This is a genomic window from Microcoleus sp. CAWBG640 (assembly GCF_020883015.1).
Taxonomy (GTDB): domain Bacteria; phylum Cyanobacteriota; class Cyanobacteriia; order Cyanobacteriales; family Microcoleaceae; genus Microcoleus; species Microcoleus anatoxicus.
Genome location: NZ_JAHRFC010000007.1, coordinates 112,215 through 124,784, shown reverse-complemented (window position 1 = coordinate 124,784; position 12,570 = coordinate 112,215). Strand labels below are relative to the sequence as shown.

General features: G+C 44.7%; 12 protein-coding genes and 1 pseudogene. 6 read left to right on the top strand and 7 right to left on the bottom strand.

The genetic code is table 11. The annotated features are described in order from the left end of the window. Positions 1-16 precede the first annotated feature (16 nt). Positions 17-563, top strand: a pseudogene (locus AAFP11_RS06005) (NADPH-dependent FMN reductase). A gap of 38 nt (positions 564-601) precedes the next feature. Here AAFP11_RS06005 and AAFP11_RS06000 read toward each other — a convergent pair. Beyond that, entirely contained in the window at positions 602-832 is a 231-nt protein-coding gene (locus tag AAFP11_RS06000) for a hypothetical protein (RefSeq protein WP_340525171.1), read from the bottom strand. Between the two features lie 132 nt (positions 833-964). Here AAFP11_RS06000 and AAFP11_RS05995 point away from each other — a divergent pair, with 132 nt between their 5' ends. Beyond that, complete coding sequence (locus AAFP11_RS05995) at positions 965-1,687, top strand: TPM domain-containing protein (RefSeq protein WP_341736197.1); 723 nt, start codon at positions 965-967, stop codon at positions 1,685-1,687. 59 nt (positions 1,688-1,746) lie between these two features. Here AAFP11_RS05995 and AAFP11_RS05990 read toward each other — a convergent pair whose 3' ends face one another. Continuing rightward, positions 1,747-2,130, bottom strand: coding sequence for a DUF4346 domain-containing protein (locus tag AAFP11_RS05990; RefSeq protein ID WP_341736196.1), 384 nt, complete (start codon positions 2,128-2,130; stop codon positions 1,747-1,749). A gap of 22 nt (positions 2,131-2,152) precedes the next feature. Between AAFP11_RS05990 and AAFP11_RS05985 the strand changes: the two genes are divergently transcribed. Both AAFP11_RS05985 and dcm read left to right on the top strand, forming a co-directional pair. Next, on the top strand, positions 2,153-2,293 hold the full coding sequence (locus tag AAFP11_RS05985; protein ID WP_341736195.1) for a hypothetical protein: 141 nt from the start codon (positions 2,153-2,155) through the stop codon (positions 2,291-2,293). A 101-nt stretch (positions 2,294-2,394) separates the two neighbouring features. Next, the gene (gene dcm / locus AAFP11_RS05980) at positions 2,395-3,438 is read left to right on the top strand and encodes a DNA (cytosine-5-)-methyltransferase (protein ID WP_341736194.1); all 1,044 of its coding nucleotides are present in this window, start codon (positions 2,395-2,397) and stop codon (positions 3,436-3,438) included. Positions 3,439-3,464: 26 nt separating this feature from the next. On the opposite strand, the gene AAFP11_RS05975 is transcribed toward dcm, so the two are convergent. Then, positions 3,465-3,848: a hypothetical protein gene (locus AAFP11_RS05975; RefSeq protein ID WP_341736193.1), complete on the bottom strand. Its 384-nt coding sequence runs from the start codon at positions 3,846-3,848 to the stop codon at positions 3,465-3,467. After that, a complete protein-coding gene (locus AAFP11_RS05970; protein ID WP_341736192.1) occupies positions 3,845-4,255 on the bottom strand; it encodes a hypothetical protein in 411 nt (136 codons plus the stop codon). Before AAFP11_RS05970 ends, AAFP11_RS05975 begins: the two co-directional genes overlap by 4 nt. 158 nt (positions 4,256-4,413) lie before the next feature. On the opposite strand from AAFP11_RS05970, the gene AAFP11_RS05965 reads away from it, so the two are divergent. Continuing rightward, on the top strand, positions 4,414-7,014 hold the full coding sequence (locus AAFP11_RS05965) for an FG-GAP-like repeat-containing protein (RefSeq protein ID WP_341736191.1): 2,601 nt from the start codon (positions 4,414-4,416) through the stop codon (positions 7,012-7,014). 462 nt (positions 7,015-7,476) lie between these two features. Here AAFP11_RS05965 and AAFP11_RS05960 read toward each other — a convergent pair whose 3' ends face one another. Further along, a complete protein-coding gene (locus AAFP11_RS05960) occupies positions 7,477-9,285 on the bottom strand; it encodes an aspartate kinase (protein WP_341736190.1) in 1,809 nt (602 codons plus the stop codon). A 199-nt stretch (positions 9,286-9,484) separates the two neighbouring features. On the opposite strand from AAFP11_RS05960, the gene AAFP11_RS05955 reads away from it, so the two are divergent. Further along, positions 9,485-10,141 (top strand): HAD family hydrolase, encoded by a 657-nt coding sequence (locus tag AAFP11_RS05955; protein ID WP_341736189.1) that lies wholly within the window; start codon positions 9,485-9,487, stop codon positions 10,139-10,141. A 140-nt stretch (positions 10,142-10,281) separates the two neighbouring features. Here AAFP11_RS05955 and AAFP11_RS05950 read toward each other — a convergent pair whose 3' ends face one another. Together AAFP11_RS05950 and AAFP11_RS05945 are read right to left on the bottom strand one after the other, a co-directional pair. After that, entirely contained in the window at positions 10,282-10,977 is a 696-nt protein-coding gene (locus tag AAFP11_RS05950) for a hypothetical protein (protein ID WP_341736188.1), read from the bottom strand. Between the two features lie 28 nt (positions 10,978-11,005). Next, a complete protein-coding gene (locus AAFP11_RS05945) occupies positions 11,006-12,397 on the bottom strand; it encodes a HAMP domain-containing sensor histidine kinase (RefSeq protein WP_341736187.1) in 1,392 nt (463 codons plus the stop codon). Between the last annotated feature and the right edge of the window lie 173 nt (positions 12,398-12,570).

Below are 12,570 nucleotides of genomic sequence, written 5' to 3'. Positions count from 1 at the left end.
AGCTCTTAACCTAATTATGGTAAAAATAGTTGGAATTGGCGGAAGCTTGCGGGCTGGTTCTTACAGCCAGATGGCGCTGGATATAGCAGCACAGCGGGCGCAGGCTCTGGGTGCAGAGGTGGAAGTGTGGGATTTGCGATCGCTCAATCTGCCTTTTTGTACTGGAGAGAATGATTATCATCAATACCCCGATGTGGCAAAAATACAGAATTCGGTTAAGGCGGCCGACGGTTTAATTTTGGCAACACCGGAGTACCACGGCAGCCTCAGCGGTGTATTGAAGAATGCCCTGGATTTAATGAGTTTTGAGCATTTAGATGGAAAAGTGGTAGGTTCGATCGCCGTTTTGGGAGGGCAAGTTAACAGCAATGCGCTGAATGATTTGCGGGTGATTTTGAGATGGGTTCACGCTTGGGTGATTCCTGAACAAATTGCGATCAGGACAAGCTTGGAAGGCTTTTAGTCCAGAGGGTAAATTGTTGGATGAAAAGTTGGATGAAAGGTTCGACCAATTTGCTCGCAGCTTAGTAGAAAATACCCAGAAATTGCGCGGAATTCAGTAGTAAAATGCTGGCTTTTGTCAGTGATTAATTGTTATGAGTTAAAATGGCATATCGATCGCCTCTCCGAAGGGATAGGGTTCATCCATCACCATCCTGCCGGGTTTTGACTCATATTTGTCAATCCACTTTTTGGCTAATTCCAAAGCTTCCTCCTCAGTTTTGGCATTTTGGACAGCGACGTGGCGGTTGCCGCGGCTATCCCAAACCTCGACGTAGAATACTTTCTGAGACTGAATAATCCAACCTTTATAAGTGTCTGCTGGTTCCATAGTGACGATCCTAAAACAATCGGGTGGGGGGTTCAATTGCTGAGCTAATTCTCAATATTGCCATTGATAAAATGACTTTTCAGGGGGTTTGTATAGTATTTTTGGAAAAAAGGCACTTTTACCCTGAACCTCATGATCGGAATTTTCAAGAAATTCTTGAGTTGGAAAAAACATTTCCCACCTTTGGCTGGGGCGATCGCGATCGCCCTGATCCTATCCCAGATGGCTGTCTTGCCGGCATTGGCGACTGGTGTCTACGAAATGCCGATGTTGTCGGCTGGCGATCGTACTTGGGTATTCGACAAAGGCGATGTACTCAGCCGCAACAGCGAAACCACGATTAGCAACGTGCTCGACAACTTGGAACAACAAACAGGGAAACAAGTCCGGTTTGTCACCATCCACCGCTTAGACTACGGCGAAACTACGGCCACTTTCACCAAACAACTATTTGAACAGTGGTTTCCCGCCACAGATGACCAGACTAATCAAATTTTACTCGTTCTCGACACTGTTACCAACACTGCGGCAATTCGCACGGGGGAAGGGGTGAAATCCCTGCTAACCGATGAAATTGCCCAGAGTGTGGCTGGGGAAACCGTGCAAGTGCCTCTGCGGGAGGGTAACAAATACAATGAGGCATTGACTGATGCCAGTTCGCGCATTGCTACTGTTTTGTCCGGTGAACCCGATCCGGGGGCGCCTGAAGTTGTGGACAACATTCAAGTCGAAGGCACCTTTAAGAAAGCTGAAGAAACAGACCAAGGTAATGCCACAGTTATTGTGGTGGTGTTGTTGGTGTTGGCGACAGTGATTCCGATGGTGACTTATTTCTGGTATCAAGGTTTTTCATGATCGGATACTGCTAAATCTGATCGGTTGCCATTTTGTGAATAAATTATGGCACTGTCGCACTAATCTTGAACGTATTCTCGATCGCTCAATAGGGCCATTTCTGCCCGTACAAATTCCCGTCCCAAATAAGCCGCGTGATCTAACATTGTCACTGGATTGGGGCGGGTTTCTTCCAGGATTTTGACGCAAAGTTCTTTGGCGGTTCTGCCGGTAAAAAGTGTAGACAGAGTGCGTTCTACTTTGCCGCGGGCGGGGATGGGTTTACCGGTTTCGGGATCGACGGCGAGGCCTCTGTCGTCGATGATGTTGGTGAAATGTTTTGCACAAATTAGGCTGGTTGTGCGATCGAGGTAGATGATGAAGTAGCCGCCTGGATCGAGGTCGATGTGGCGTTTGGATAGCTTGTCATCGATGGCGGTGAGGTTTTCCAATGTTTGACTCATGGTTGGGGAAAGGCAGTAGATAATGGCTGTAATTTTTCCTGCTATTTCTAGTTTAGTCGGCTGCGGGACAAGTTTGGGAGTTTTTGGGCGATCGGCATTCTACGCGATATCTGTAGGGACTTACGGTTTGCCCTGTCCGGCGCTGGGTTTTTGTTCTAATTAGTATTATGAACCACAGAGAGCGCAGAGAACGCAGAGTGGAAGAAGAGAGAAAAACAAAATGTGTTATTATGGGATTGATTAAGATTTTGTATTAAATTATAGATGAAATTTATAGATTTATTTTCGGGGATAGGAGGTTTTCGACAAGGTTTTGAAAAAGCTGGGTTTGAATGTGTTTTTTCCTGCGAAATCAACAGCAAATGTCGGCAAGTGTACGCAGAAAATTTTGGGGAAGTACCTTTTGCGGATATCAGTAACATCAATCCTACCGATTTAGCAGACTTTGATGTTTTAGTCGCGGGGTTTCCCTGTCAACCTTTTAGTATCTGTGGCAAAAAGCTGGGTTTTGAAGATACTAGAGGTACGTTATTTTTCGAGATTTGTAAAATTATCAAAGTAAAACAACCTCAAGTAGTTGTTCTGGAAAATGTCAAGCATTTAATCCATCACGACAAGGGAAATACCCTAAAAGTAATTATTGCGAGTCTGAGAGAGTTGGGGTACAGCGTAAATTATCAAATTCTGAATGCTAAAGACTTTGGCATTGCTCAGCATCGCGAAAGAATATTCATTATGGCGACTAAGGGTAAAGAATTCAATTTTTCTCGAATTAAAACCAAGTTTCCTCCCAAACTCAGGGAATTTCTAGATGAGACAGGAGATTTTGAAATATTGGATAAATCGGAGTATACTTTAATTGAATATCCCAGAAAGCAAGATTCAGGACTTTTATTTGTAGGTTACAGAAATAAAGGTACTTGGAAAACTGGCGTGAGGCCAAATACAGAACATTTATCGAGGGTTCACCGACAGCCTAATCGTATTTATTCGGTAGATGGCGTGCATCCGACAATTCCTTCGCAAGAAACATCGGGCAGGTTTTTTATCTATTTTCCTGAGCAAGATATGGTGAGAAAGTTGACTTTGAAGGAATGTTACCGTCTGATGGGTTTTCCTGAAGATTTTAAGAGTTATCCCAGTGCGGGGGAAAGTTACAAGCAAATTGGGAATTCGGTTTGCGTGCCGGTGGTGGAGGCGATCGCCAAAGAAATATTAAGTCAAAATTTATTGTATGATGATCCACAAATACACTCAGACTCGCGACTTCTTGGAGAAGTCATGACTATAGCTAGCATTATTACTTAATCTGACAAATTGTTTCACTATCTCGATCAAGATTGCCATACAATTTGAGACTTTCTGGCCAACAAAATTGCAAGCTCATCAGCTTGTGGACGGTTATCCTCACGATAGGGCAAGCCTATAATACTACCATGAGATAAGGAATCACGTACTACATTGAGACCTAGTTCTCGAATGTCACCTACATTAAGGCTAGCAACTCCTTCACAGTTTTTCAATGCACTCAAAGATTGCTCAATAGAAAAATTGACAGAAATACCCTGTTCCTTTATACGTTGGCGCAAATAGTAGGCATCCGATTTGACTATCAATCTATCCCCATTTATCCATCCTTTTCTGAGAGCTCGGTAAACAACTATATTATCTAGTAATTCTTCAAACTCTGACGCACTCCCTGAAGATTGTTCTATCATATTTTGTTAAACCACTGCAACCAGTAAACTAATGTTGATGATGAAACGATATCTTCAACTGCATTTTCATTTTTTGCATGGTGATAGATATCAACAGGTTGCTCCGCACTGAATGGACAAAATAGACGGACTGTACGCTCTGGTTCTAAGCTTGTCCAGTCTAGGGTAATACTACCTTGGTCATCAGTACCAGTAGAGCATTTAGGAAAACTGTTTCCCATGGTATCATAAGCCTCAACAACTAATTTCATCGCTGTCCTGAAAGCATACTCAGTTGGTCTCAAAACCCCGTACTCATCCTCTTCTTCTAAGTCTAAAAGTTCGATAAGACGTTCAACGGTGATGCGGAAATTTGATAATCCCTTAGTGTTACTGCTATCAGTAATCTGTTCCTTCGCTATAGTCATAAGATTAAATTCCTTTTAGCCGATCGCTAATTTGATCCTAACACAGCCTCTCCCAGCCTGACTGACGGGGAACATCCCAAATCGATTGACTTACCGCAAAACTCCTGTAAAATAGTCATAAAATTTTATACACTAATAAAAATTAGAGGGGTAGCACTTTGAACTTCTCCCGTAAAGATGTATCGGTAAATACGAACCCACTCTCACTGACGGTGACAGACTTCGATCGAGATGGCAAACCCGACTTAGTTGTACCGAATTTAGGCAGCAATAGCATCTCATTGTTTGCTAATGCTGGCTCTGGAAACTTTGATTTCAAACTGGACAAAAATGTGGGAATCGCACCCACTATAGTTTTAGCAGCCGATTTTATTAATGGAGATAATAGAGCAGAACTCTTGGTAGCAAATAGCGGAGATAGTAGCATATCATTACTATTAAATAGCAAATTAGGATTCATTAATTTTCCGACCTTTAGCTTTGGTAATCTGCCTTTTCCTGACGCGGCGATCGCGGCGGATTTTGATGGGGATAGTAAACTAGATTTTGCTGTCGTCAATGGGAAGCAGAATGTGGCCGCTTTGATGCTAAACCGTGGTTTTAGCTTTATTTTGCAGCCAGCCATTCCTGTTGGTACTAATCCTGTGGCGATGACGGCGATTGACTTTAATGTTGATGGTAAAATCGATTTGGCGATCGCCAACGAAGATAGCAATAATGTGACTTTGTTGCTGAATGCTGGTGGTGGTAATTTGACAAAATTGCCAGATATAGTTGTTGGGAATTCACCAAGGGCGATCGCCACTGGTGACTTTAATAACGATGGTTTTCCCGATCTGGCGATCGCAAATACAGCCAGCAACAGCATTTCAGTTTTGTTGAATTCTCAGGGTAGCAGTTTCACCAAACAGCCAGATATTACTGTTGGTAATTCTCCAAGTTCGATCGCCAGTGGTGACTTTAATAACGATGGTTTGGCTGATTTGGCGATCGCCAACCAAGGTAGCAATAACATCTCAGTGCTGCTAAACTCTGATGCTGGTAAGTTTACCAAACAGCCAGAAATTCCAGTAGGATCTCGTCCCTCCTCACTTGCGGCTGCTGACTTCAATGGTGATGGTAAACTCGATCTGGTTGTGGCGAATGAATTGAGCAAAAGCTTGACAGTGCTCATCAATGAGGGTACTCCAACTCCGACGCCAACTCCCACTCCGGTAACAACGCCAACTCCGGTAACAACTCCCACTCCGGCGACAACTCCCACTCCGGTAACAACTCCCACTCCGGTAACAACGCCAACTCCAGTAACAACTCCCACTCCAGTAACAACTCCCACTCCGGCGACAACTCCCACTCCGGTAACAACTCCCACTCCGGTAACAACTCCCACTCCGGTAACAACGCCAACTCCAGTAACAACTCCCACTCCAGTAACAACTCCCACTCCGGTAACAACGCCAACTCCGGTAACAACGCCAACTCCGGTAACAACTCCCACTCCGGTAACAACGCCAACTCCGGCGACAACTCCCACTCCGGTAACAACGCCAACTCCGGTAACAACTCCGACTCCGGCGACAACGCCAACTCCGGTAACAACTCCGACTCCGGCGACAACGCCAACTCCGGCGACAACTCCGACTCCGGTAACAACTCCCACTCCGGCGACAACTCCGACTCCGGTAACAACTCCCACTCCGGCGACAACTCCGGTATCAATTCCTACACTACCCCTTACCCTCTCAACCACGCCCACTGAAATTACTCTGCCATTAAATTTCGTTGATCGGAGTCAGATCGAGAAGATAATTAACACATCCACGCCAACACCAGCACTAGCACCAACACCCACACCAACACCCGTACCAACGCCAACGCCCGTAGCGACTCCGATTCCTGCGATCGCACCAACACCCACACCAACACCCGTACCAACGCCAACGCCCGTAGCGACTCCGATTCCTGCGATCGCACCAACACCCACACCAACACCCGTACCAACCCCAAAACCTGTAACGACTCCCATACCAGCACCCATAGTTTCCATCCAAACCTCTCTCCCCAATACCACCGATAGTGGTGAAGCAACAGGAATCCCTGAAAATTTACGGGGAGAAGGGTTTTGCCTCCTAACAGACGGATCTGATACTGTGATTCCAGAAGTAGCAGCTAAGACAGGAATTAGCGCTTTATCGGGTAATGACTTGCTCACAGCTACAGAAAATGACGATTTGATTAATGGTAATCAAGGAGCAGATACCCTAGCCGGAGTTGGCGGCAATGATATTTTGCTGGGCGGGAAAGGTTCTGATTTTCTCGATGGCGGTTTTGGCAAAGATTTTGTCAGTGGTAACAATGATAATGACACCTTAATGGGAGGAGATGGTAATGATGTTTTGCAGGGTGGCAAGGGAGATGATATTCTCAATGGCGGTGCTGATGATGACGTATTAATTGGGGATTTTGGTCAAGATATACTCATTGGTGGTATTGGCAATGATGCGTTTATGTTTGCCAAAAATCAGGCGATCGCATCCATCGAGCGGGCTGATGTAATTATGGATTTTTCTCAGGGTGATGCAATTGGTTTGAGTGGAGACATTGCCTATGCTGAATTATCTTTTGAGCCTGTGTTATTACAGATTGATGGTGGGATGCCAGCGGCTTCTGTGGCGATTAAGGTTAATTCGGATTATTTGGCGATCGTCTTTGACATTGATGCTAGCTATGTGACTGCTGATGTTTTCTTCACTACCTAGTAGATGATAGATAACTAAACTTGTACTCGGTGATTGAAGCCTTGTTCTCTGCTACGGTGGTTTCATACCAAATCCGTTGACATCGGGAATCATTAAACTCTCTCTTCTCTTCCTTCGCGTCCTTCGCGCCTTCGTGGTTAAATCATTCCGATACAACCAGAATTGATATAACTCCTCGGCCATAAAAAAGAAGGATTATGTATTGACTTTGGTTGATTTCTTGTGGTATATTTTAGATAATGGAAGTGGTGACAAAAATAAAAATTCCGTCAACACTCCCATTATTAGATTATACTTAATTAAATCCTCGAAGTCAAGTGTTTAACCCTAAAAAAAAAGGGCGATTTTTTTTAAATTAATCAAATAAAAATCGTCCTGTATTCAGATATATATTTTCGGACTCTGTGTCAAGAGTGTTCTAGTAAGGTTAAATCATGACCATGGAACGGTCAAGGATATTAATTACGCTGGAACTTGGATTTTTTCGGTGCCGGCAAGTTCAAAGGCTGTGTGAATTGCGCGCAAAGCTGTTACGCCTTGTTCTTCATCCACCACGCAGCTAATTTTAATCTCGGAAGTCGCAATCATTTGAATGTTGATTTGGTGCCGGGAAAGCGCTTCAAACATTTTTGCTGCTACTCCTGGATGGGCGATCATCCCGGAACCGACTACGCTAACTTTGGCAATTTGTGTATCGACGGAAACTTCGCCCCATCCCAATTCTGGGGCGGCTTTTTCGAGGACTATTTTAGCAGATTCTGCATCGATTTGTGCTACGGTAAATGCAATGTCGCGAGTTAATATGCCGTCGATATTGTGGCAGCGCTGGGACTGAATGATGGTGTCTACGCTGATGTTTTCCTCGGCTAACAATCCAAAGAGTTTTGCTGCTACTCCGGGGCGATCGGGCAAATGACGAATTGCTAGACGTGCTTGGTTGGAATCTAGGGCTACAGCCCTGACGGCGGCCGGTTTTGGAGATGTGGAATTGAGGGCGAGGGGGGAGTTGGAGACATCAAAAGTTTTGCAGAGTTCGGCAACTGCCCGATCGCAATCCACAGCATCGATCGTACAACTAACTTTTACCTCGGAAGTGGAAATCATTTGAATGTTAATTCCCGCATCCGCTAAAGTCTTAAACATTTCGGCTGCAACCCTCGGACGCCCGATCATTCCCGCCCCTGCAATGCTAACTTTAGCTATGGGTCGCTCTTCGGCTTTGACTTCCGGTTCTCCCAATTCTGGGCGAGAATTTTTGCCGAGGGCGGGGATAATTGCATCTGCAACGGCGGTGGCTTGTTGTAGAGAATTTCGCGTGACGGTAAAGGCAATATCGTTAGTATTTCCTTCATGAATTGATTGGATAATTAAGTCTACATCGAGATTTTGCTTGGCGATCGCACCAAATAACCGCGCTGCTACTCCGGGGCGATCGGGCAAACGCAGCAACGACACCCCCGCCTGATCCAGGTCAAATTCCACCGCATCCACGGCTTTGGCGAGCTCCAAGCCCTCTAAAGGCCGTGGTTGGGGGGGAGGCGACACTACCCGCGTACCGGGGGCATCACTCCAACTAGACAGCACTACCAAGGGCATTCCGTAATTCTTGGCAATTTCTACCGCCCGCGGGTGCAGCACTTTTGCACCCAAACTCGCCAATTCCAGCATTTCGTCGCAGGTAATCTCATCCATCAACTGGGCGTTGGCTACTAGGCGCGGATCTGTTGTCAAAATTCCGGGTACGTCAGTATAAATTTCGCACCTGTCGGCCCGCAATGCAGCCGCGATCGCCACTGCGGAAGTGTCGGAACCGCCTCGCCCCAGGGTCGTAATTTCTAGTTCTTCGGCATCGGCGATGCCTTGGAAACCTGCAACTACAACCACCTTTCCGCTGTTGAGCTGGCTTTCGATGCGAGTTGGATCGATGCGCAAAATCCGGGCACGGGTGTGGGCGGCTTCGGTGACGATGCCGACTTGGGCTCCTGTCAGGGAGATGGCGGGTTGTCCGAGTTCCTGTAATGCCATACTCAGAAGTGCGATCGACACTTGTTCCCCGGTGGAGAGCAACATATCCATTTCCCGCTTGTTGGGCGTTGCGGAAATTTCCTTAGCCAGTTTTACCAAGCCGTCGGTGGTTTTACCCATGGCGGAAACGACGACAACTAGGGAATTGCCTAGCTGTGCGGTTTTGACAACTCGTCTGGCTACTTCCAGAATCCGTGAGACTGTTCCTACGGAACTTCCGCCATATTTTTGAACAATTAGTGCCATATACTCTACACAAAATAATGCAATACTTAAGTTAATATACGCAAATTTTAGATGATAACCGATGAAGGTTTATATCGTTTTTGAGGATGGTGTTAGCCCTTGGGGCTTTTTTCTTTGACATTGGAGGCCTACCCTCTGGTTCGGCGTTACCAGCCAGAGCCGAATGCTGAAAAATTTTAATTGAGATTGGAAGAGGAATATGAGTCAGTACAAGTTAATTATTTTTGATTTTGATGGTACTTTGGCAATTACTCATAATGCTATTATATCTTGCATTACCAAAACTTTTGAAAAATTCCTGCTAGTACCACCGACTGCCGATCTCATTCGAGGTACGATCGGTATTAATTTAGCCAAGACTTTTCAAATCCTCCATCCAGCTCTAGAAGCAACAGAAATTCCCCTATGGGTTGAAACTTATCGTTACTATTATCGCACTGAAGGTGAAAAACAACTGGCTCTATTTTCGGGGACAACGCAAATATTGGAGCTATCCAAACAAGCGGAATTAACTCTGGGAGTTCTCAGTAATAAACACGTTAATTTTGTTAACTTATTTTTGGAAAAATTGAGTATCCACAGTTTTTTTGATTTGATTATAGGAGATGATGGAGAAATGGTTCAAAAGCCAGACCCAACTGTATTTTACTCAATTATCAAACCACTTTTTCCAGAATTGAATAATAGTGAAGTTTTAATGGTTGGTGATACAGCAGTGGATTTGCTGTTTGCTAAAAATGCTCAGATTGATGCTTGTTGGGCGGCTTATGGCTATGGCGATCGCCATGAATGTCTTTCCCTAGAACCAACTTTTATAATTAACAATATTGAAGAACTTTCTTCAATCATTATATAGCTTTTTTAGTAAAGGGTTATTGGTTATTGGTTATTGGTTATTGGTTATTTGTTGTTGGTTATATCGAAATCACTCAAACTGGTCATGGCAATTACCCCTTGCCTCACCTAACTGAGACAGGCTCTATAGCTTTTGCGTCCTCAGATTTCATCTATGTCTATCTGCTTTTTTCCCACAAGTTCTTGATGACATATATGCCAAAAATACAGTGCTAAATTTATCAGAGCTAATAATTTAGTGCCATCTTCTAACATAGCATGGACTCCTTGACTTTTGGCGGCGAAGATATCTTCTAATCTGGAAAAGGCAAATAACATAAATGCTGCTATTAATGGCAAGTAAGGAGTAGTTTTGATGAACTTCCAAAATCTCAACCCCCAAACTAAAATGCCAGTGGCATAACACAAATAAATTAATTTCTTGGATACCCCTAAACCAGAAAGAATTAAAGTCATCCTAAATCTGTCATCCAGGAAAAATACTCCCAATAATAAAGCGCTAAAAAATAAGAAGCTTTGGGCGGAAGGGCGATGATTTTTTTGGCGCAGCACTCCGAACGTAAATGCACAAATTGTTACGGGAATTGACCAAAATAATTCGGAGATTCCTGTTAAAATGCCTTCGTAAGGCAACCAGAAATTAAACGGATCGCTAAACAGGCGTTCAACTCCATCTCCCTTGTTTGTAATTTTGGCATATATGCTGATTCCAGCCAACATGAGTATAGTCAAAGTGTTGAATCCGACCAAAAACGGGACGGTAAAAAAATGTTTTTTCAGTAAATTAAAAAAAATAAAGAAAGGTGATTTTTTTTCAAATAAAGAGCGGCGCTTCATAGAAAATATCTCCTATTAATAGAGGGATTTACGGACTCAGTGGCAGCCAAACCACGAAGGTAGTGCCGCGATCGCTGGGAGATAAATGTGACCCGACAGAGGGTACCCATTCAGGATTGAGGGGAGAGTATACTTCTATTTCTCCTTGCATTTGGTGGACTAAATCGCGGGCGATCGCTAAACCTAATCCGGTTCCGGGAATTTCTGTCTGGGCTTTTTCTCCCCGGTAGTGTCGCTCAAATAAATGCTCTAAATCCTGGGGGGGAATTCCTGAACCTGTGTCGCTGACAGCAACTGCTAGGGCTGGCAATTGATGTTGTTTGGTTCCATTGGCTTCTTGTGCTTTATTGTCTACTTTAATGTAAATTTTGTTACCAGGATTGCTATATTTCAAGGCATTGTCAATGAGATTGCTCAAAACTTCCTGCAAAGCTCGATCGTTCGCTGAGACTGCGGGCAAATTTCCTGGAATCTCTGCTACTAATTTGAGGTTTCTTTCGGAGGCGATCGCAGAAGCTGAAATTAACAGCGGTTTTAACACTTCTGCAACTGAACAGGATTGATCTTGATTGCTCACAGGTGACAGAGACAGAGGAGACTGACGATTTAATTCAGCCTGGGACATCTCTATTTCTGAACTACCAGAGGGTAGTCTCAAATTAGCTTCGCCGATGTCAACCGTTCGATCGAACTGTAAGAGCAATTCTTGCAAGCGATCGCTCTCTCGGATAATACTCACAGCTACGTTGCGGTTTTTGTCTTCCGGGACGAGCCGCTTTACTAGCAGCTTACCAAAAGTCCGCAAGGCTGTCAGCGGACTTTTGAACTGGTGCAGTAAATTCTGCATCGTGTCATAAACCTGACTTTGGATTTGTCGCTGCTGGCGTAGTTCTTGCTGCATCCACTGCGATCGCTGGTCTAAAATGCAGGCGAGGGCCAGGGTGCGAGCAATTTGTTGTATTTGAGCGTCCTCTCGATCGTTCCAGGGCCTGTCTTGTCTGCCGCTGACCAGAAGTCCCATTACTACTCCTTCGTGAATCAGAGGTGTCACAATTTGGCGCCGAGACAGCCAAATATTTTCTGGGCCTTGGCACTGATGGGAATTGCTATTAAAACCTGGAATAGACTCTGGCTGGATCGCCCCCATTTCTGAGTTTTCTCGACTCTGAGTTTGGTCTGCCAGCAGTCGCGGGATCGCCTTTAATGCTGAGGTTGTGGGAGATTGCTGCCTCACGCTCTGATTTTGAACCCAGGACTCTGAGGTTTCCGGGTAAACGGCGATCGGTATCAATTTTGCTTGGCTACCTTCGATCAGTTCTTCCGTCAGGTATATGGCGCTGAATGTCGCTCCCAAACTGACGGCGATCGCCACCTGCGATCGACAAAGCTTGACAAATTCGGAACTGGCTGGCTTTAACATGAGCGCCGCATTAAGATATTTAACGGAATTATTAAGTAAATTACAACTTCTAATTTATCGATTACAGACTGCTGTGTTCTCCCTGCCCTCAATGTTTTTGGGGTAAATTTTCTTTAAATGACCAGTCTGTATAGCTTTCAGACTTCCTAATTTTTTTGAGCGAGGGATAGTTG

What these genes read in the sequence shown, in the direction of transcription:
- AAFP11_RS06000 (WP_340525171.1), bottom strand. Translation starts at nt 832, where the DNA reads ATGGAACCAGCAGACACTTATAAAGGTTGGATTATTCAGTCTCAGAAA.
- AAFP11_RS05995 (WP_341736197.1), top strand. Translation starts at nt 965, where the DNA reads ATGATCGGAATTTTCAAGAAATTCTTGAGTTGGAAAAAACATTTCCCA.
- AAFP11_RS05990 (WP_341736196.1), bottom strand. Translation starts at nt 2,130, where the DNA reads ATGAGTCAAACATTGGAAAACCTCACCGCCATCGATGACAAGCTATCC.
- AAFP11_RS05985 (WP_341736195.1), top strand. Translation starts at nt 2,153, where the DNA reads ATGGCTGTAATTTTTCCTGCTATTTCTAGTTTAGTCGGCTGCGGGACA.
- dcm (WP_341736194.1), top strand. Translation starts at nt 2,395, where the DNA reads ATGAAATTTATAGATTTATTTTCGGGGATAGGAGGTTTTCGACAAGGT.
- AAFP11_RS05975 (WP_341736193.1), bottom strand. Translation starts at nt 3,848, where the DNA reads ATGATAGAACAATCTTCAGGGAGTGCGTCAGAGTTTGAAGAATTACTA.
- AAFP11_RS05970 (WP_341736192.1), bottom strand. Translation starts at nt 4,255, where the DNA reads ATGACTATAGCGAAGGAACAGATTACTGATAGCAGTAACACTAAGGGA.
- AAFP11_RS05960 (WP_341736190.1), bottom strand. Translation starts at nt 9,285, where the DNA reads ATGGCACTAATTGTTCAAAAATATGGCGGAAGTTCCGTAGGAACAGTC.
- AAFP11_RS05955 (WP_341736189.1), top strand. Translation starts at nt 9,485, where the DNA reads ATGAGTCAGTACAAGTTAATTATTTTTGATTTTGATGGTACTTTGGCA.
- AAFP11_RS05950 (WP_341736188.1), bottom strand. Translation starts at nt 10,977, where the DNA reads ATGAAGCGCCGCTCTTTATTTGAAAAAAAATCACCTTTCTTTATTTTT.
- AAFP11_RS05945 (WP_341736187.1), bottom strand. Translation starts at nt 12,397, where the DNA reads ATGTTAAAGCCAGCCAGTTCCGAATTTGTCAAGCTTTGTCGATCGCAG.